16 protein-coding genes and 2 pseudogenes are annotated in these 20,476 nt (G+C 45.4%); 5 read left to right on the forward strand and 13 right to left on the reverse strand.

Annotated features, from left to right (window positions below; translation table 11 throughout):
• Window positions 1-89 precede the first annotated feature (89 nt).
• The 5 genes from QH73_RS23235 to QH73_RS23250 all read right to left on the reverse strand — a co-directional run bounded on the left by QH73_RS23235 (window position 90) and on the right by QH73_RS23250 (window position 4,935).
• On the reverse strand, window positions 90-1,025 hold the full coding sequence (locus QH73_RS23235; protein ID WP_374189060.1) for an ATP adenylyltransferase family protein: 936 nt from the start codon (window positions 1,023-1,025) through the stop codon (window positions 90-92).
• A gap of 78 nt (window positions 1,026-1,103) precedes the next feature.
• The gene (locus QH73_RS28985; RefSeq protein ID WP_286194172.1) at window positions 1,104-1,229 is read right to left on the reverse strand and encodes a hypothetical protein; all 126 of its coding nucleotides are present in this window, start codon (window positions 1,227-1,229) and stop codon (window positions 1,104-1,106) included.
• A gap of 9 nt (window positions 1,230-1,238) precedes the next feature.
• The gene (locus QH73_RS28990) at window positions 1,239-2,309 is read right to left on the reverse strand and encodes a calcium-binding protein (protein WP_052289754.1); all 1,071 of its coding nucleotides are present in this window, start codon (window positions 2,307-2,309) and stop codon (window positions 1,239-1,241) included.
• A gap of 54 nt (window positions 2,310-2,363) precedes the next feature.
• Complete coding sequence (locus tag QH73_RS28995; protein ID WP_052289755.1) at window positions 2,364-3,329, reverse strand: calcium-binding protein; 966 nt, start codon at window positions 3,327-3,329, stop codon at window positions 2,364-2,366.
• Window positions 3,330-4,122: 793 nt separating this feature from the next.
• The gene (locus QH73_RS23250) at window positions 4,123-4,935 is read right to left on the reverse strand and encodes a calcium-binding protein (protein WP_052289756.1); all 813 of its coding nucleotides are present in this window, start codon (window positions 4,933-4,935) and stop codon (window positions 4,123-4,125) included.
• A gap of 654 nt (window positions 4,936-5,589) precedes the next feature.
• Between QH73_RS23250 and gcvT the strand changes: the two genes are divergently transcribed.
• Window positions 5,590-6,723: a glycine cleavage system aminomethyltransferase GcvT gene (gcvT, locus tag QH73_RS23255; RefSeq protein WP_039713481.1), complete on the forward strand. Its 1,134-nt coding sequence runs from the start codon at window positions 5,590-5,592 to the stop codon at window positions 6,721-6,723.
• On the opposite strand, the gene QH73_RS23260 is transcribed toward gcvT, so the two are convergent.
• On the reverse strand, window positions 6,693-6,857 hold the full coding sequence (locus tag QH73_RS23260; RefSeq protein WP_165587768.1) for a hypothetical protein: 165 nt from the start codon (window positions 6,855-6,857) through the stop codon (window positions 6,693-6,695). The genes gcvT and QH73_RS23260 overlap by 31 nt on opposite strands.
• Before the next feature lie 41 nt (window positions 6,858-6,898).
• On the opposite strand from QH73_RS23260, the gene gcvH reads away from it, so the two are divergent.
• The 3 genes from gcvH to QH73_RS23275 all read left to right on the forward strand — a co-directional run bounded on the left by gcvH (window position 6,899) and on the right by QH73_RS23275 (window position 11,221).
• Complete coding sequence (gene gcvH / locus QH73_RS23265; protein WP_039713482.1) at window positions 6,899-7,288, forward strand: glycine cleavage system protein GcvH; 390 nt, start codon at window positions 6,899-6,901, stop codon at window positions 7,286-7,288.
• Between the two features lie 228 nt (window positions 7,289-7,516).
• Window positions 7,517-10,495, forward strand: coding sequence for an aminomethyl-transferring glycine dehydrogenase (gene gcvP, locus QH73_RS23270; protein WP_039713483.1), 2,979 nt, complete (start codon window positions 7,517-7,519; stop codon window positions 10,493-10,495).
• Between the two features lie 78 nt (window positions 10,496-10,573).
• The gene (locus tag QH73_RS23275; RefSeq protein WP_132867498.1) at window positions 10,574-11,221 is read left to right on the forward strand and encodes an exopolysaccharide biosynthesis protein; all 648 of its coding nucleotides are present in this window, start codon (window positions 10,574-10,576) and stop codon (window positions 11,219-11,221) included.
• A gap of 49 nt (window positions 11,222-11,270) precedes the next feature.
• On the opposite strand, the gene QH73_RS23280 is transcribed toward QH73_RS23275, so the two are convergent.
• The 5 genes and pseudogenes from QH73_RS23280 to QH73_RS23300 form a co-directional block, all read right to left on the reverse strand.
• Complete coding sequence (locus tag QH73_RS23280) at window positions 11,271-12,479, reverse strand: chromate transporter (RefSeq protein WP_052289757.1); 1,209 nt, start codon at window positions 12,477-12,479, stop codon at window positions 11,271-11,273.
• Between the two features lie 133 nt (window positions 12,480-12,612).
• Entirely contained in the window at window positions 12,613-13,233 is a 621-nt protein-coding gene (locus QH73_RS23285) for a TVP38/TMEM64 family protein (RefSeq protein ID WP_201278311.1), read from the reverse strand.
• On the reverse strand, window positions 13,230-15,101 hold the full coding sequence (locus tag QH73_RS23290) for an aspartate kinase (RefSeq protein WP_039713485.1): 1,872 nt from the start codon (window positions 15,099-15,101) through the stop codon (window positions 13,230-13,232). Before QH73_RS23290 ends, QH73_RS23285 begins: the two co-directional genes overlap by 4 nt.
• A gap of 141 nt (window positions 15,102-15,242) precedes the next feature.
• The gene (locus QH73_RS23295; RefSeq protein WP_039713486.1) at window positions 15,243-16,448 is read right to left on the reverse strand and encodes a hybrid sensor histidine kinase/response regulator; all 1,206 of its coding nucleotides are present in this window, start codon (window positions 16,446-16,448) and stop codon (window positions 15,243-15,245) included.
• Between the two features lie 128 nt (window positions 16,449-16,576).
• Window positions 16,577-16,804 (reverse strand): annotated as a pseudogene (locus QH73_RS23300) (response regulator); the annotation flags it as partial.
• 67 nt (window positions 16,805-16,871) lie between these two features.
• Here QH73_RS23300 and QH73_RS23305 point away from each other — a divergent pair.
• Window positions 16,872-17,707, forward strand: a protein-coding gene (locus QH73_RS23305) for an IS1 family transposase (protein WP_132867499.1) whose coding sequence is annotated in 2 segments (ribosomal slippage) — window positions 16,872-17,213 and window positions 17,216-17,707 — 834 coding nt in all. Because the reading frame shifts where the segments join, the coding sequence is not laid out codon by codon here.
• A gap of 8 nt (window positions 17,708-17,715) precedes the next feature.
• Here the strand turns inward: QH73_RS23305 and QH73_RS23310 are convergent.
• Both QH73_RS23310 and QH73_RS23315 read right to left on the reverse strand, forming a co-directional pair.
• A pseudogene (locus QH73_RS23310) lies at window positions 17,716-17,943 on the reverse strand (response regulator); the annotation flags it as partial.
• Window positions 17,891-20,197, reverse strand: a complete 2,307-nt coding sequence (locus tag QH73_RS23315; protein ID WP_039713487.1) for a sensor histidine kinase — start codon at window positions 20,195-20,197, stop codon at window positions 17,891-17,893. The pseudogene QH73_RS23310 and the gene QH73_RS23315, both read right to left, overlap by 53 nt.
• Window positions 20,198-20,476: the final 279 nt, after the last annotated feature.

Here is a 20,476-nt window from a genome sequence, read left to right on the forward strand (position 1 = left end):
CTGACCAGTTAACAATCCACTACACCCCACACCCCACACCCCACACCCCACACCCCACACCCTATCTACTACTAGCCACTAGCCACTCACTACTTGCTTTTTGATATTGCCACCTGACTCAACACCTGCATCGGTCCCAATTCTTTTAAGATTTGCATTTGTTGTTCGTTACGCACGAACATTGTGCCAGCAAATCCCAAAGAGTTGATGGCAATCGACTCAAAGCTTTCTTGAGAACGGGGAATCAACAGCATCCATTGGCGGGTTACGAGTAAGTTGTAAGCTCCTGCTTGGATGTTATTCGAGCCGATGTCATACTTTAGCCCCACTGCATTGAGCATTTGGTAGTAATAATTGAGCGTGACTGTGGCAGCTGTTTGAGGAGATTTTGTTTGAATCGGTTCTAGTTGTACGAAAGCATGGACAAAAGGCAAGCTTGGTAGAGTTTCGACTGTACCGCGATTAGTAGTTACCAACAAAGGTTCGAGGGGAATTTGGGGAAAATCTGCGGGTGTGAGTGGGAGGGGAACGATCTGCAAATGTTTGTGACGTTGGCTTGCGCCTGCTGTCTTGCCACCGTTATAGAATGTCAGTCCGTTAAACTCTGCCAGACAGATCCACATGGCAGTAAAGTCGGCGAGAGTTAGTAAGGCTTCCTGTTCTTCAAAGGCGCGGGTAATGAGTAGTAGGTGACAATCGACGACATTGAATTTATTTAGCAAACAAACATGAGTCTCGGAAATGTCTGCTACGTATAAGTTTTTGTCGTAGGGTAAAAAGGGATTAAAGTCTTTACCAGTCGTAGCATTTTGCCGATCCTGTTTTTGCTTTGCCTCGTCTTTGCGATTGAGATTGGTGGCTGTTCTGACCAGGAAACGCACGCCTTGCTGTTCTACAAACTGATATTCGGTAGGAATGGTGACTAAAGCCCCGCGTTCAAGGGCATGTTGGGTTATTGCGATCGCCCTATCCAGCAGCGTACCAGGTTGTAGTATTGTCCCGCGTGCATTCATGTCCTCTTGCATTATCGAATCTTGAATCGGCAGCGTAACTTGAGGCTTCTCGCCCTAGCTTTACCCAATAATGTACTCGATCGCCGTACTCTAACACAAAATATCTCTTGTCATGCGATGGTAGCGCGATCGCCTACTCCCCGATCGTGCTTTCAATTGGGTAAACACACGAGCTGTAAGGACGCACAGCCGTGCGCCCCTACAAATGTCACTCATACAGAGCAATTAACTATAGCGAACGTACTCGTCGCTAATCTTGAAGTAAGATGCGTTTAAATTCAGCGAATTGGGTGAAATACCCTGCAAGATCGCAATCAAATTTGGTTGGGTTTCTCCTACATTATTTGCATAGATTGCCGTGCCTGCTGGCAAGCCTTCCGGTGCTGCACCCAAACTGTATTCAATTATGTACTGAGATTGAGTTACAGGGCGGTTGGTTTTTGCTAAAAAGATTGTATCTTCATACTTATTGAAGTCAGTTATCAAAGCGTAGCTATCTCCTACTCCATAGTAAGTCCCTGAACCAGGTCTTCCTCCGCTACCTGCAAGGATAAATGTATCTTTTCCCGATCCTCCTGTCAGGACATCTTTCTCTGAGTCACCACGGCTGGAATCAACAGTACCGCGTAACCATCCACCACCAGCACCAATCAAGATATCGTCCCCAGATCCTCCATCTAAAACATCGCTCCCGAACTCGCCAACTAGTGTATCTTTGCCATTACCACCGTAGAGGCGATCGTTATCATCTTTTCTCACACCATAATCAGGACCAGAAATGACTCCATAGCCATCGCCAGCCAGTAGATCGTCACCATCATCGCCATAAATCGAATCGTTACCATAGCGACCGTAGATCGAATCGTTACCAGCACCGCCATAGATGCGATCGCTGTCACCAGTTCTGATTCGATAATCGTCGAGATCGCCTACTATTACATCGTCCCCTTTACCCCCATAGATGACATCTTCACCAAATCCACCCTCTATATAGTCATTGCCATCTCCTCCCTGTAAGTTGTCGTTACCGTCGCCACCGTATAGCTTGTCATCACCGTTGCAACCGTACAAAGTGTCATTACCGCTGCCACCGACTAGATAGTCGTTATCTTCGTCACCATACAAGGTATCGTTACCATCTCCACCACCTAAATAGTCGATACCTGCACCACCATAGATGCGATCGTCCCCTCCTAAACCGGAGATAGTGTCACTTCCTGCCTTACCATAAATTTTGTCGTTGCCATCCGTACCAGTTAAGGTGTCGTCTAAGTCCGTACCAAAGATATTTGCCATATCGATAAGCCTTTAATTCTAGTTAGTATGCGTAGCAGCCAGAAAAACTAGCAGTTAGGAAATTTGAAAATAAGACCCACTGAGACTTAGAGAGTCGGGAGAAACGCCTTGCAAGATCGCAATCAAATCTGGTTTTGCACCCAGGTTGTTTACATAGATTCCCGTCCCTTGTGGGAAGCCCTCTGGTGCTGCACCCAAACTGTACTCGATTGTGACTGCGGGATAGACTACAGGACTACTCTCAGTTTTGGCTAACGAGATAACATCTTCGTTCTTATTAAAGTCGGTAATCAGAGCGTAGTCACCATTGCCACTACCTATGTAAGAAGGTCCTACACCAGTCCGTCCAGAGCCTCCTGTAAGGATAAATGAATCTTTTCCCCATCCTCCTGTAAGAGTATCAATTTCACCTCTGCCGCGACTGACATCACCATCCCAGTGAAATACTCTTCCTCCAGCACCATTGATATAGTCGTCTCCATCACCTCCATTCAAATAGTCGTTACCGAACTCGCCAACCAACGTGTCTTTGCCTTTACCACCGTACAAGCGGTCGTTATCATTACTGCTGTTACCGATGAGTCCGCCGCTAATGATGTCGTCGCCGTCCTCACCATAAATTTCGTCGCTACCAGCGCCACCAGCGATGCGATCGCTACCTGCACCACCATAGAGGCGATCGTTGCCTACCTCAGTGTAGAAGTCGCCATAAATCGTGTCGTTACCGTCGCCACCAGCGATGCGATCGCTACCTGCACCACCATACAAGGTGTCGTTATCAGCTCCTCCTTTCAAGGTATCGTTACCGCTACCACCTTCTAGGAGATCGTCACCGTTACCACCATACAAGGTGTCATTTCCGTCTTCGCCTTTGAGAGTGTCTGCACCATAACTACCATCTAAAATGTCTTCACCTAAGCCGCCAGATAAAGTATCGTTGCCAGCTTTGCCATAGATTCTGTCGTTGCCGCTCGTACCAGTTAAGGTGTCGTCTAAGTCCGTACCAAAGATATTTGCCATGTCGATAAGCCTTTAATTCTAATAAGTATGCGTAGATGTTTTTACCCCGCGATCGCATTTCAAATCGCCACAACAAAACTATCCAAATAGTGTTTGGCTTTCAATGAAGTGAATCGTTAAATATATACCTAGCCAAAAACTAGTAAGCGATCGACTTACTGAAGTTAATTGATGCAAACCTCGATTAATTACCGCGTTTTGTCTTTGCTTACAAATAACATAGTCAATCTACAAAAGATCGGGATATTTTGCAAGTTAAACTGATGCGATATGGCTAACAATATAATGCTATTTTTGCATTGTTTTAGCGAATTTGTAATATTTTTTTAACAAATGTTTTTACAGATTTTCCTCTGTCTAAACAAGCCAAAAAAGCCTAGTTAACAACTAGGTTAACACTCTTATGTTCTTGGTAAAACACAGTATTATAGTAGGTTCTACTCGCTCTAAGTAATGATATACCAAATCAAATTGAGTATAAAAACACTACAAGCTGCAAACAGTGAACCGTTAACTGTCAACAGCAAAAGCGATAAGTTTACGACTTAAATAGAATTCGCTACATCACGACTAGAGTTTAACCAAGTGGAAATACTGAGACAGAAGTAAAACGTTAGTTCGATCGCTAAAATTAGGGCGAATCGATCGCATGAATACTGTATGAAACCATCGACATGTTTTCACACAAGTACACCACGATACAGGTAGGCGATCGCAATTTTTACAAGTCAGCTTTTACAAGTCAGCGATCGCCTTGTTCAGTTAAGCCTTACTAATCAGGCAAAACTCCTTATTAAGAATACCGAACATACTGGAAGTAGGATGCATTCAAATTGAGCGTGTCGGGAGAAACACCTTGCAAGATAGCAATTAGCTCTGGTGCTGCACTAGTGTTGTTCGCAAATTGCGCGTAAATTCCCGTCCCTGATGGCAAACCGTCAGGGGATGCACCCAGAGTATAAGTAACTTCAGTAAAAGTATAACTGGTGAATGGAGAGTTATCGTTGCGGCTGAGTTTAATGACATCCTCGTTTTTGTTGAAGTCAGTTATCAGAGCATAGTCATTGCTACCTGCGTAGGCAATGCCCTGACCGTCGCGACCAGCACCACTGCTTGTGAAGTTAAATGTATCTGCTCCAGCTCCACCAATGAGGATATCGATTTCTCCTCTGCCACGGCTGGCACTGCTATACATATCATTCGGTCTTCTGCCACCCGCACCATCTATATAGTCGTTTCCTGAACCTCCATTTACGACATCGTTCCCCCAAGAACCCGTCAACCAATCGTCACCACTGTCACCATAGAGGCGATCGTTACCGTAATAGCCGTTGAGAGAGTCATTACCGCTACCACCATGAATTTCATCTGTACCATAGCCACCAAACAAAAGATCGTTACCGGCATCACCGTAGATCCGATCGTTACCTGACTCGCTACCGTAGAGAGTGTCACCATAAACGGTGTCGTCGCCATCGCCACCACATAATAGGTCGTTACCTGAGCCGCCGGACACAGTATCTTTTCCGGCTTTGCCATAGATTCTGTCGTTGCTGTCTGTACCAGTTAAGGAATCGTCTAAATCTGTACCAAATATTACGGACATGATGTCAATCCCTCACTCAAAATAGTCGTAAATCGTAAAAAGTTAGTCTTGGTGTGTCTCAATTGCCAGCACAAACTTGTCATCCATAAACCATAGGAATGACTGAGTTTTGCTGGCTATTTCATGCGGCTAGAATACAAAGCCAGTTTTTATGTTTCCTGAAGAAATCCGCTCGATTCACATACTCTTTATATTTGGCGATCGCTATCTTTATATATGTAAAACTTTCAGAGAAAATATTCGTGTCTAACGTGTTTGTGCTTGAAATATCTGTATTTCGCGCCCTTGTTTTAAGTATAAAATAAAACACAGTAAATTTATATATTTTTAGTTTGACTACGAAAAAATGAGTGCGATCGCAAATTTGAAAAAAATAAATATGTATAAACACAAGTAAATGCAAGACTGCTAAACCTTGATAAAGCTAAGAACTATAGCCACCATTTTTTACCGAACTAAGGACTATATTTTCAGGAAATACTAAATATATATGCAGAAATAGACCTGGTAGCAAATTGCTTAATTTCTCTAAATTATCTGTTTAAAATTGAAAGAAAGTGTATTTTGATACTTGGTAGAACAATCTTGACTTTCCCGTACACCTAATGTTTCCGTAGGATAGATAAAGATTCACCTACAACGACAAGACTATCTGTGGCTAATCAAGAAGGAACCGCCCTACCTCTGGCGCAAACACCCCTCTATCACCTCGCTCTAGAACTGAAGGCAAGGTTAACTAGTTTTGGTGGCTGGGAAATGCCCGTGCAGTTTGTTGGAATCGGACAAGAACATGCTGCGGTCAGGACAACAGCGGGGATGTTTGATATTTCCCACATGGGTAAATTCGTCCTGCGGGGAAAACAGCTAGTCGCTCAACTACAAAACTTAGTCCCTTCCGATTTGAGTCGGCTGCGATCGGGAGAAGCACAGTATACGGTGTTATTAAATCCGCAAGCCGGAATTATCGATGACATCATCTTCTACTACCAAGGGGAAGATAATGACACGCAGCAAGGAGTATTAATCGTCAATGCGGCAACCACCAGTAAAGATAAAAAATGGTTGTTGCAACACCTCGACACAGAACAGGTAGAACTACAAGACATCTCCCGCCGGAAAATCTTAATTGCGGTGCAGGGACCGCAAGCCGTGGCACATTTGCAAAACTTAGTAGAAGCAGACTTATCTCAAGTCAAAGCCTTCGGGCATTTGGAAACCAAGATTTTAGGAGAACCGAGTTTTATGGCTCGGACTGGTTATACGGGAGAAGATGGATTTGAGGTGATGGTAGATCCAGAAGCAGGTGTCAAAGTGTGGCGATCGCTCGCTCAAGCTGGAGTCATTCCCTGCGGGCTAGGGGCAAGAGACACCCTGCGATTAGAGGCAGCTATGGCACTCTACGGGCAAGATATTGACGATAACACCACCCCCTTAGAAGCAGGTTTAGGCTGGCTCGTCCATCTCGACACCAAAGGCGACTTTATCGGGCGCGATATCCTAGAGCAACAGAAAACAAACGGAGTTTCACGACGATTAGTAGGGTTGCAAATGCCAGGGCGACACATTGCCCGCCACGGCTACCAAGTCTTATCTGAAGGTAAAGTCGTAGGAGAGATTACCAGCGGCACATTATCCCCCACGTTAGGTTATCCGATCGCCCTAGCCTACATTCCCACATCCCTCAGCCAGCCAGGGCAAACCTTAGACGTAGAAATCAGAGGCAAGACTTATCCAGCGGTAGTAGTGAAAAAACCCTTCTATCGGGCTAAGAATCGTCCGGCGAAGTAAGTCGTAAGTCGTAACTCACTACTCCCTACTCCCTGCTCCCTGATAACTGACAACTGACAACTGACAACTGACAACTGACAACTGACAACTGAAAAGGGATTGACTACTAGGCGATCGCGTCTATAGTAAAGCATATTAATTAACGATATATCCGCGATTTGGTTGAGGAACTGACATGGAGTTGGAATATCCAAGCGACCTGAAATATCTTGACTCGCACGAATACGTCCGCATGGATGGCGATATCGCTACTATTGGCATTTCTGCTTTTGCTGTCGATCAGCTCGGTGACATTGTATTTCTGGAACTTCCTGAAGTTGGCGATCGCGTCACTAAAGGAGAAACCTTCGGTTCCGTAGAATCAGTTAAAGCCGTAGAAGATATGTACTCCGCCGTGACTGGTACAGTCGTCGAACGCAATGAAACTGTACTAGAGACACCAGAACAACTAGCAGACGATCCCTATGGCGAAGGCTGGATGCTCAAAGTGCGTGTCGAAGATGCCAGCGAATTAGACGAGGCGCTCACTGCCGAAGAATATCGCACTCAGGTAGAGGGAGGCTAGGAAAGAGAGCTGGGGGAGCTGAGGAGGCTGAGGAGGCTGAGGGAGCGATCGGGAGAGATCGGGAGAGATCGGGAGCTGGGGGAGCAAGACAATTCAAAATTCCCCACACTCCACACCCTACACCCCACACCCCACACCCCACACCCTTTCTTCACTACTCCCTACTCCCTGCTCCCTACTCCCTTCATGTTGCAGAATATTAATAAGTCACTATTGGAGAAGCTATTTGTGGTACTAGACAGTCCTCGTATTCAACGCGATCGGCAGCAAAAACAAATAAGCAGCGAGTCAATTTCATTTCGACAAAGACACATTGGTCCTCAACCGATTGAGGTTGAGCAAATGCTAGAAGTGTTGGGGCTACCGACCCTTGATGCTTTGATTGACCGGACAGTGCCACAAGCCATTCGCCAACAGCGATCGCTCCAGTTAGAAGGCGATCGCAGCGAATATGCGGCTTTGGCGCAGTTAAAAGCGATCGCCTCAAAAAACCAAGTATTTCGGTCGCTAATTGGCATGGGATATTACGGCTGCATTACTCCACCAGTAATTCAGCGAAATATTTTGGAAAACCCAGGCTGGTACACTGCTTATACTCCCTACCAACCAGAAATCGCGCAGGGACGACTAGAGGCGCTGCTGAATTTTCAAACGACAATTATTGACTTGACAGGTTTGGAAATTGCCAACGCTTCTTTACTAGATGAAGGGACAGCCGCCGCCGAAGCCATGACTATGAGTTATGGTCTGTGCAAAACGAAGGCAAAAGCTTTCTTTGTCTCCCAAAACTGCCATCCCCAGACAATTCAAGTCGTGCAGACTCGTGCTAGACCGCTGGGAATTAACGTGATTGTTGGCGACCACCAAACTTTCAAGTTTGACGTGCCAGTATTTGGCGTATTGCTGCAATATCCAGCCAGTGACGGTACGATCTACGACTATCGGGCATTTGTGGAACAAGCCCATGCTGCGGGGGCATTGGTAACTGTCGCCGCCGACCCTTTGAGTTTAACTTTACTGACTCCCCCGGGAGAGTGGGGTGCTGATATTGCGGTAGGCAGCACGCAGCGCTTCGGCGTACCGATGGGTTATGGCGGACCTCATGCAGCATATTTCGCCACGAAAGAAGAATTTAAGCGACAAGTTCCAGGGCGGATTGTCGGAGTTTCTAAGGATGTTTACGGGAAAACAGCCTTACGCCTAGCACTACAAACTCGCGAACAACATATCCGCCGCGACAAAGCCACCAGTAATATTTGCACGGCGCAGGTCTTACTGGCAGTCATGGCTTCGATGTATGCGGTGTATCACGGTTCCGAAGGACTGAAACAAATTGCTACCAGAATCCACAAATTTACAGCAATTTTAGCAGCAGGATTACAGCAGCTAGGCTACACCATCAGTTCAGAATCTTTCTTCGATACATTACGGATTAATTTAGTCAATCGTAACTTAGATGATATTTTGCAGGCTTGCCAAGCTAAGAAAATCAATATACGGATATTTGATGAAAAGTCTGTAGGTATCTCTTTAGATGAAACGATCGCAGAAGCAGATTTAACCGACCTATTCGAGATTTTCGCAGGTAGCAAAAACCTACCCTTCACCATCGAAGAATTGGGGGCGGGTTTATCAGACAAATCTGTGGTTAGTCAGGCATCACGGCAAAACCCGCCCCTACAAGTTCCCACACAACTCACTCGTACCAGCGAATTTCTCACCCATCCCGTTTTCAACCGCTACCATTCGGAAACAGAACTGCTGCGATACATTTATCGATTGCAGGCAAAGGATTTGTCCTTGACAACATCCATGATTCCCTTGGGTTCCTGCACGATGAAACTGAATGCAACGGCAGAAATGATGCCCGTCACCTGGCAGGAATTCGGCAATCTGCATCCGTTTGCCCCACTGTCGCAAACGCGGGGGTATCAGATTTTGTTCCAACAGTTAGAAGCATGGTTAGCAGAAATCACGGGTTTTGCTGCGGTTTCTCTCCAACCGAACGCTGGTTCGCAGGGTGAATATGCTGGTCTGCTAACGATTCGGCAATATCATGAAAGTCGGGGGGAAGGACATCGGAATATTTGTTTGATTCCCCAATCTGCCCACGGTACGAACCCAGCTAGTGCGGTGATGGCAGGGATGAAAGTGGTGGCGATCGCCTGTGACGAACAAGGTAACGTAGACGTAGAAGATTTGCAGGCAAAGGCAGAAAAGCACAAAGACGAACTCGCCGCGTTAATGGTGACATATCCCTCCACCCACGGCGTATTTGAGGCACAAATTAAAGACATCTGCGCGATCGTCCATGCCTACGGCGGACAAGTCTACATGGATGGGGCAAATCTCAACGCCCAAGTCGGTTTATGTCGCCCTGGAGATATTGGGGCGGATGTCTGTCACCTCAACCTGCACAAAACCTTCTGTATCCCTCACGGTGGTGGTGGTCCTGGGATGGGACCAATTGGTGTAGCAATTCACCTCGCCCCCTTCCTCCCCGACACTTCTATTGCCCAAATAAGTAGCGATACTCATCCCTCACTCCTCACTCCTCACCCCTCCAATATTGGCGCTATCTCCGCTGCACCTTGGGGCAGTGCTAGCATCCTGACAATTTCGTGGATGTACATTGCCATGATGGGGGGCGAGGGATTGACAGAGGCGACTAAAGTGGCAATTCTCAACGCCAACTACATCGCCCGCAGACTAGAGCCACACTACCCCGTACTGTACAAGGGTAAAGCTGGTTTTGTTGCCCACGAGTGCATTTTAGATCTGCGATCGCTCAAGAAAACTGCTGGAATTGAAGTCGAAGACATCGCCAAGCGCTTGATGGATTATGGCTTCCACGCCCCGACAATTTCTTGGCCCGTAGCAGGGACGATGATGGTAGAACCCACAGAAAGCGAATCGAAGGAAGAATTGGATCGATTCTGCGATGCCATGATTGCGATTCGGCAGGAAATTGCCGAGATTGAAGCAGGTAAAGTCAGTCGGGAAGATAATTTATTAAAAAATGCTCCCCATACTGCCGAAAGCCTGCTAGCAAGCGATTGGCAACATCCTTACACCCGCGAACAAGCCGCCTATCCCGCCCCGTGGACGCGAGAACACAAGTTCTGGGTTGCCGTCGGACGAATTGATAGCGCCTTTGGCGATCGCAATTTCGTCTGTTCCTGCCAACCGATGGAGGCGTATAGCTAGGGGTTGCTTATAGACTTTGCTGACTAGGGGCGCACAGTTATGCGCCCCTAACCATCACTAATTCTGAGTTATCTCGCTATGCCTTCTACGATCGACTCATCCCCAGGCTTGCATACTTCTAAACTACTACGGCAGTTTCTAGAACGGCACGCCGAACAAGAGTATGTCAGTTTGGGAGAATTGGTGACAGAATTGGGCGATCGCGCTTACGGTCCTTTGCTGGTTATCTGCGCTTTACCAGAAGCATTACCTCTTCCCGTGGCGGGTGTGTCGGCGATTATCGCCATCCCCTTAATGCTGGTTTCGGCGCAATTAAGTTTGGGTTTTTCTCGTCCCCATCTACCAAAATGGCTGGCTAAACGGCGTTGGAAGCAAAAAAACTTAGCCAAGGTAGTAGAAAAAGGGCTGCATTACCTCGCAAAAGCTGAAAAAATCGTCCGTCCCCGTTGGGGTTTTATCACTTCGCGATTGGCACAAAGGTTGTTAGGATTATTTATTTTATTGATGGCGATAATTATTGCCTTGCCCATTCCGCTAGGAAATATGCTACCCGCGATCGCGATCGTTGTTATTAGTCTAGGTATGAGTGAAGGTGATGGCTTACTCGTCATTGTGGGAGTTGTAGCAGCTAGCGTTATTCTTGCAGTTATGGTCAGCGCGATCGGTTTTATTGCTAATAGTTTGAGAAGTTCTTTTCAACAACTCCGACAACAACTTAATTTTTAGTCATCCTAAAAGTATTTCTAATAGCAAACATAGAATTGAATACTCTTTGTTATCTTACGGCTTGTAAGACTAAACCAATAATTCCCCCAGCTAAAACCAGCCAAGCAGAATTAATCTTGAAGCGGAAAACAGCGATCGCGCTGGCAATTGCTAAAACTACAGTCACGATATCTATCAATGCCGTGCGTCCCAAAGTATACGAGACAACAGCCATTAATCCCAAAGAAGCAGCATTTACCCCATCTAAAAAACCACCAACTAAAGTAGATTGACGTAGTTTTGGAACCCAGGGATTGATAATACCAACTAGTACAAACGCAGGTAGGAAAATTCCGATTGTAGCTGCGATCGCCCCTGCATGACCAGCTAAAAGATAGCCGATGAAAGTAGCAGTGGTAAATACGGGACCAGGGGTAAATTGACCGATCGCGACTGCATCTAAAAGTTGTTGAGAGGTTAGCCACTGATTGCGTTCTACCAAATCTCGTTGCAAAAAGGCAAGTAAAACATAACCACTGCCGTACAGCACCGAACCAATTTTGAGAAAAAACAGAAACACATTCACCCAGCCTACAGGTGGAGTAGGGGTTGTACTACCTGCTTGTGCTAGCGGAAAAGATAGCGGCAACAGCCAAGCTGCCGCATTACCCCGACTGCGCCCCAGACTTTTTACCAACGTCACACTCAGTCCCGCCAGTAACAACAATACGATTTCATCCCAGCCAAAAAAAAAGGCAACTATGACCGCTACTGCTGCTATCCCCGTTGTTACATCCTTAATCGCTTTTTGACCTAACTTCCACAATGCTTGTAAGACGATCGCGATGATAACGGGTTTAATACCGTAGAGCAATCCTTCAGCTTGGGGTAAAGTTTGGTATTGCTTGTAGGCGATCGCCAATACCCAGACGATCGACATGGCAGGTAAAATAAAGCAGGTTCCCGCGATAATCAAACCGCGCCATCCTGCCCGTTCGTAGCCGATGTGAATAGCTAGTTCTGTAGAATTGGGTCCGGGGATTAAGTTAGTTACGCCCAGCAAATCGAGTAGTTTCTCGCGACTCATCCACTGTCTGCGCTTTGCCACCTCATCATCCATCATGGCGATATGCGCGGCAGGACCACCAAAGGCGATCGTACCTAACTTCAGAAATACGAGTGCTAATTCTTGCAGTCTTTGCTTTTTTTGCTGCGAATTGAGGGCAGCATAGGGAATTTGATGTTCTGATGATTGGATCTCTTCAGTTTCCTGAGACATTGATTGACAGTTGACGGTTGACGGTTGACGGTTGACAGTTGACAGTTGACGGTTGACAGTTGACGGTTGATGGTTGACTGATAACTGATAACCGATCGCTGATAACTGATAACTGATAACTGATAACTGATAACTACAGTTTCGCCAACGCTTTACGGGCGATCCGAGTTACGTACAGAGTTACCGTTACCGTAGCCATAAAACCAACTATGCGAATTATCCATACGACAGTTGAATTGGTGGGGCGATCGCTACTGCTGAGTGTGGCAAGGCTACCCGCTAGAGAACCAAGATATACATACATGATTGTTCCAGGCAACATTCCTACCGAGCCAAGGAAATAATCTTTGAGTGAAACTTGAGTGATGCTAAAAGCGTAGTTTAACAGGCTAAAGGGAAATATAGGTGAAAGTCTGGTTAACAAAACAATTTTGAATCCCTCTTTTCCGACTGCCTCGTCAATGGCTTGAAATTTTTGATTTCCAGCAATTTTTTTGGCTACCCAACCCCGTGCTAAATAGCGCCCAACTAAAAAAGCTGCGGTGGCTCCCAAGGTTGCACCGATAAATACGTAAATTGAACCGAAAATTGCTCCGTAAACAACTCCTGCGCCCAAGGTAAGAATTGTGCCGGGAATGAAAGCAACTGTGGCAATGACATACACTAAGATAAACGCGATCGCGCCTATAGTTCCGAGGTTTTCTATTCCCTGTAAAGTTTGCCGTAACAGTTCTGGTAAATTAAACCCCATCATGCCGAGACTTGAATTTCACCGCTACCACTCAACCCAAAAGCAGCATGAATTGCCTGGAGTGCAGCAACTCCTTGTTCTTGAGCGACGACACAACTAATTTTAATTTCGGAAGTCGCGATCATTTGAATATTAATTTGTTCTTGTGCCAAGGCAGCAAACATCTTTGCCGCGACTCCAGGTTGACCGACCATTCTCGCACCGACGACGCTGACTTTAGCGATCGCCGTATCTACCACGACTTGTCCCCAGCCATACTCTGGCGCTGCTTGTTCTAAGGCTTGCTTCGCCGCGATCGCATCCATCTGCGCTACCGTACAAACAATATCCCGCTTTGGCACGCCGTTGGCAATCCGACAGCGTTGAGATTGAATAATCGTATCCACGCTAATATTTTCCCGCGCCAACAATCCGAACAATCTCGCTGCCAATCCTGGGCGATCCGGTACTTGGAGAATTGCTAAACGGGCTTGGTTGATGTCTAGAGCTACACCGCGAACGGGAGAATTCGGAATTCGGAATTCGGAATTCGGAATTTGGAATTCGGAGTTATTTTTAACTTCTAACTTTTGACTTTTGACTTCCTCCCTGTCTAATACCACTCTCTCTTCTGCGATCTCAAAAGCTTCTCGCAGGGCTGCGACAGCGCGATCGCCGTCGGTTGCATCGATGACGCAACTGACTTTGACTTCTGAGGTAGAAATCATTTGAATGTTAATTCCTGCCTCAGCCAGGGTCGAAAACATTTGCGCTGCTACCCCAGGACGACCGATCATGCCTGCCCCATCGATGCTGACTTTGGCAATGTGCGGCTGTACCATCACTTCTGCTTCCTCCGATCGCGGGTCGGGATGGGAGCGTAATACGGGCGCGATCGCGGCGGCGACTGCTTCCGTCTGCTTCAGTAGCGAGGTCGTGACGGTAAAAGCAATGTCGTTGCTGTTACCTTCGTGGATCGACTGGACGATCAAATCTACGTCTAAGCCTTGACGAGCAATCTCGCTAAATAACCGTGCTGCTACTCCTGGGCGATCGGGGACGCGCAGCAAGGCGATTCTGGCTTGATCTGCGTCCAGTTCTACCCCATCAACCGGACGGGCAATTTCTAAATCTACTAGCGGGCGGGGTTGAGGTTTGGGCGAAACCACCCAAGTGCCAGGATCGCTCGTCCAACTGGAACGCACGACCAGCGGTACGCCGTAATTACGAGCAATCTCCACTGCCCTCGGATGCAAGACCTTTGCCCCCAAACTGGCAAGTTCTAGCATCTCGTTGCAAGTAATTTCTGTCATCAACTGCGCTTCTGGTACGAGACGGGGATCTGTAGTCAGAATGCCGGGAACATCTGTATATATTTCGCAACAATCGGCGCGGAGTGCTGCTGCTAGCGCTACAGCTGAAGTATCGGAGCCACCGCGTCCCAAAGTAGTAATTTCTAATTCTTCCGTGCTGGTAATCCCTTGAAATCCGGCAACAACAACGACTTTACCAATTTTCAGTTGCTTTTCAATCCGAGATGTTTGAATGTGTAAGATCCGCGCCCGCGTGTGTTCTGCTTCAGTTACAATCCCCACCTGAGCGCCCGTGAGCGAAATTGCTGGTTGTCCTAATTCTTGTAATGCCATGCTCAACAGGGCGATCGTCACCTGTTCTCCAGTTGAGAGCAACATATCCATTTCCCGGCGACTGGGATTAGCAGAAACTTCATGCGCTAGTTTGACCAGTGCATCGGTAGACTTACCCATCGCAGAAACGACAACCACCAAAGCGTTTCCTGCTTTCACTGTTTGGAGAACGCGATCTGCCACAGCTTGAATGCGTTCTACCGAACCAACCGAAGTACCACCGTATTTCTGGACAATCAGAGTCATAACTTTGAAAAGGGAGCAGAGATAAGGGAGCAGGGAGCAGAGGGGACAAGGGAGCAATTCTAGCTACTAGTCACCAGCCACTAGTCACTATTAAGATTAGCGCATAAGACTAGCACGAATTAAGGAGCGATCGCCTCGTTGCTACAATTGCTCGATTGATTGCATAAATACGGGGCAAACATCGCCGATTCCTTTGATTAACGGTAGGGTGACTGTAAAAGTCGTACCCATTCCCACCGTGCTTTCCAAGGTAATTTCACCGCTATGTGCTGCAACACATTTTTGCACAATTGCCAATCCTAAACCAGTCCCAGGAATCTTCTCGGCATTATTAGCGCGAAAAAACGGCTGAAATAGCTGTGCTTGGTCTGCTGGGGGAATACCGATCCCTTGGTCTTGAAATCGAAAGGTCACAGTTTTTTCTTCAACGATCAGTTCAAACTGTATCTGACCGCCAGCAGGAGAATATTTAATTGCGTTGTTGAGTAAATTACTTAAAATGTGTTTTAATAAGCTCTCATCCCAGACCGAACCATGCAAGCGATCGCCATGCTGGCAATGAAAAGTTAATATCAAGTCTTTGGCATTGGTACTTAATTTTGCTTCCTCTACTATGAAGTGGCAAAACTGCTCTAATTCGAGCGAGATGAGTTTGCATTTAAGTTTGCCTGCTTCAGCTTGGCTCAAAAGCAGAAATTCATCTAATAGCCTAGCCATATCGCTAATGGCAGAACGAATCAATTGAAAGTGAGCGAACTTTTTTTCTTGGCTTAATTTTTGGTCGTTATTTTGTAGCAATCCAGTTGCTAGTAGAATAGTCGTTAGGGGACTGCGAAAATCGTGCGAAAGTATGGAAGCAAAATCAGATTTAAACTGATTCATTTCTTTTGCTTTGATGAGTTCGGCAGTGCGTTCCTGCACGCTCACTTCTAAAGCTTGATTGACTGTTTTTAACGCTTCAGCTACCTGCTTGCGTTCGATCGCATAGCATAAAGAACGTATCAGCACGCCTGAATTTACCTGTCGCTTAACGAGATAATCCTGCGCTCCCTGACGGACTGCTTCTAGAGCCAGATCGTCATCATTCGTATTTGTCAGCACGACGATGGGAAGGCTGGGAACGGCTTTGAGTAATGGTATGAGCGATCCTAACCCGGCGCTATCCGGTAGAGTTAAGTCTAACAACACAACATCAAAGCAATCCTCGTGCAAGCGATCGAGCGCTTCCTGCAATCGCTGGACGTGTACTAGTTCAAACTGCTTGACTGGAGACTCCTTCAGCAGCTCTCGCATGAGTCTGGCTTCTGCTAAGTTGTCTTCAATCAACAGAACTTTTACCGGAGTCATTAGGAAGTCAAAAGTCAAAAGTCAAAAGTCAAAAGTCAAAAGTCAAAAGTCAAAAGTCAAAAGTCAAAAGTCAAAAGTCAAAAGTCAAAAGTCAAAAGTCATACCCATAATGATCGGGATACGCGCAATTAGCTTATAGGCAAAGTTACGGTAGAAAGCCAAAACTCTTCAATTCCTTTGACAATTTGAAACAATTGGCTGAGGTTGCGGGACTTGGTGATGTAGCAGTTGACGTGTAAATCGTAGCTGTGACAAATATCTTCCTCGTTTTTGGAGGTCGTCAAGATCACGACAGGGATACGTCGCAGTTGGGGATCGGCTTTGATTTCTGCCAAGACTTCCCGACCGTCTTTTTTGGTCGTGCATCAGGAAAGTGTGGAATTGATATTATGGTGAAAAAAATCACTCCTGTTCTAAGAAGCAATGCCTTGTCCCCTATGCAGTCACGATAAGACTTATAAACACGGGAAAACGAGTAAGGGAAGCCAACGCTACCGTTGTCCCAACTGCAAGCAAACATTCACCGATACTTTTGACACAATTTACTATCGGCGGCAAGTAAGTCAGGAGGAAGTACGGATTGTCTTGCAGTCGCATTGCGAAGGAACTAGTTTACGTGGTATTAGTCGAATTAGTGGACTGTCCTACAACACTGGAGTCAGCTTGATTCGAGCTGCCAGTCAAAAAGCACAACTAGTTCACAATGGCGAAGTCTCTTCTGTTGATACGGATGCCATCGCTGCCGACGAAATGTGGTCATTTGTCCAAAAAAACAAAAGCACTGCCTACCCGAAGAACTGGAAGCCGGAGACTGTTGGATAGCTTTGAGTTTAGCCCAGTTAAATGGCTTAATTTTATCTGGTCGAGTAGGCAAACGTACTGACAAGTTGGCAATTGAGTTGGTGACTAGTACCCAAGGTAAGACTGATTGTCAGGAATGGCATACCGATGGCTGGTCAGGGTATGAGCGAGTGTTGTGCACAGACGATGAAGTAGAGCACTACATTAGTAAAATTTTGACACAACGATTAGAGCGTACTAATGGTTCCCTTCGGCAACAGACAGGGCGTTGGCATCGACGACAAAACAAATTTGGCAAGGTTTGGGAGCAGACAAAAGTCACATTGCGTTTGGTCATCAGCTACTTTAATTGGATTTGGGTGCATTCTCGTTTAGGAACCACAGCCGCTCAACGAGCAGACTTAACCTCACAACCTTGGACTTGGCAAGATATTGCAACTTATTCCACGCTTTGCTGAGGCACCATCTCTTTTTTAGGTAAGTTGAGATCGAGCAGAATTAAATCTGGGTGGGGTGCGTCGGTATATTCCCCTTCTTGACGCAAAAAAGCGATCGCATCCATCCCGTTTCGTACAGATAGGACTTGGTTGGGGATAGAACTGCGCTTGAGTGCTTCTTCCACCAAGCGGACATCAGCCTTATTATCTTCCACTAGGAAAATGGTTTTGGGTTTTTCTGCCGTGCCTGTATTCATATTTCTTACCTCCGGCGGGAATTGTAAAGTAGAATGTTGCACCTTGACCTAATTCTGAAGCCACCCAGATATCTCCTCGATGGCATTCAACAACTTTTTTGCAAATTGCCAAACCCATTCCCGTACCAGAATATTCATCTCTGGTATGCAAGCGTTGGAAAATGACAAAAATGCGATCGCTAAACTGGGGATCGATACCGATCCCGTTATCTTTGACTGAAAATAACCAGGCATCTTCTAAGGGTGAGACACCAATGTGAATCACAGGTGGCTTGTCTCTACGAAACTTGATCGCGTTTCCAATCAGATTTTGAAATAGCTGAAGCATTTGGGTGCTATCTGCTAATACTGTTGGTAGCGGATCGTAAGAAATCGTAGCACCTGTTTCCGAAATCTTGCCTTGCAAGCCACTGAGAGCGCGTTTTAAGGCTACCTCCAAATCTACGGGTTGAAATTCGACATTCTGTCGATCTACCTTGGAATAAGCTAGTACGTCATCTATGAGCGTCTGCATGAGGCTGACTCCCGATACTGCATAGCTAATAAATTCTCTAGCATCTTCGTCTAGCTGTTCTTGATAGCGCATTTCTAACAACTGGACGTAATTTGCAACTTGATTTAATGGTTCTTGCAAGTCGTGGGAAGCGACGTAAGCAAATTTTTTCAGTTCGGCATTAGAACGTTCTAAATCGTAGGCGATTTGTGATAGTTCTTCTGCTTGTCTTAAAACTACCTCAATTGTGGCTTTACGCAGATCGATCGCAGCTTTGATTTCTACTTTTTTCCACGGCAAAGATTTACCCTGTACAGTTTCTTTCCATAATTGAAATGATTTGCGTGGAGACAAATACACGCTATCATTTTCCTGACCGAATTCATACGCTTCATGCGGATTTCCACCCCAATTCACTGTTTGAATGACTTCAGGACGAAACCATATAATATAGCTTTTATCGGCAATAGGAATCGCTAACAAGCCGCTAGCAACATGCTTATAAATTTCTGCTTCTGGAAATACCAGTGGTAGGGTATCCGTGTAGAAAACTTCCTCATCTCGAAATTGATGTTTTAACCACTGTACGATGACATTTAAGTGTTCTTGCTTGGGAACTTGTCCGATTGCCGTCCATTCGCTATTAAAATAGATGGCTGCTCCTTGAGCATCAACTAATTCTAATAAGTTCGGTTCTTGTTTAACTAAACCATCAATCCAATTTTCGGCTTGGGACATATATTCGACGAGTTGCGATCGCACGTGTGTGATGTGCAGGTTGTAGTCGTAATCGTCTGTTTCTTCTATTGCCGAAATTTCCGCAAAAATCATTCGTCCGAGAAACTCGCAAGCTTTACGTAGCTCGTAAGATACATATTTTGGCGATCGATGGTGACAAGCAATTAATCCCCAAAGTTTGTCTTCTTTAATTAAAGAAATTGTCAGCGAAGCACCTACTTCCATATTATGTAAGTACTTAAGATGACAAGCAGATGCACTTCTTAAGGTTGAATGAGTCAAATCTAGCGGACGTAAATTTGTCGGGTTAATTAAAGGAAAAAGTTCTACTGGTTTAGCATGAGCGTTGGGGATTATTCTAATCCAATTAGAACAAAATAGTTTTCTCGCTGGTTTAGGAATGTCCGATTCGGGAAAGTGCAACCCTAAATAAGCTTCCATATCATCTAATTTTTCTTCGGCAATGACAACACCATGTCCGTCATTGTCAAATTTATAGAGCATCACGCGGTCAAATCCCGTGACTTTATGTACTTCTTGAACGATAACTTGACCGAAATCTTGTAATTTCGTTGTTGTTGCTAATCGATTAATTGAGGCTCTAGCTAGATGATAAAAACTTAAAAATGGAATGTTTTCTTGAGTTAGAGCTGGCTCTAATTCTAAAATTAGTAATTTATCTCGATTGCGATGAAATATGCCGTCAAATACTACGTAATCGTCTCCTTTGACTCTCAACCAAATTTTTATAGGGTTGAGCAGATCGAAATTTTCTTCTGCTAGCCCTAGTTTGATTCTTTCTATTTGGTAAGGATCGAGAAGATCTGCCAAAGTCTGCAAAACCAATTCTTCAGGCGGAATCCCAAAAATAGAAAATGTATTAGTACTGACTTGTAAAATTTTGAGGTCTGGCTCTTCTAAAACTACAATGACTCCATGTGGTTGAATTTGGTTAATTAATTGAACTGGTTCTTCATCCCAAAGGGAAAATTCAACATCTGTTAATTGTAAGTTTTCTGACACAAAGAGCCTCCCCTGAAAGTCAAAAGTTAAAAGCTAAAAGTCAAAATACTGAATATATTGCGCAATTTTTTGTTAAGTCTAAGTACAACACTTGCATTGAAATATAGTTTTTATAGTAGTTTAAACCATATCACTACTAGCTCTATCCGTAATATTTATTAGTCAGTCTATATAAGTAAATTCATGGAAAACTGTTGCTTTTCTCTAGTTCCTCAAATGTTACTTGCGCCAACAGCTTAACATAGCGTTTTTGATTATTAAGGCAAATGTTAAGAAAAA

Origin of the sequence: Scytonema millei VB511283, assembly GCF_000817735.3 — a bacterium.
GTDB classification, from domain to species: domain Bacteria; phylum Cyanobacteriota; class Cyanobacteriia; order Cyanobacteriales; family Chroococcidiopsidaceae; genus Chroococcidiopsis; species Chroococcidiopsis millei_B.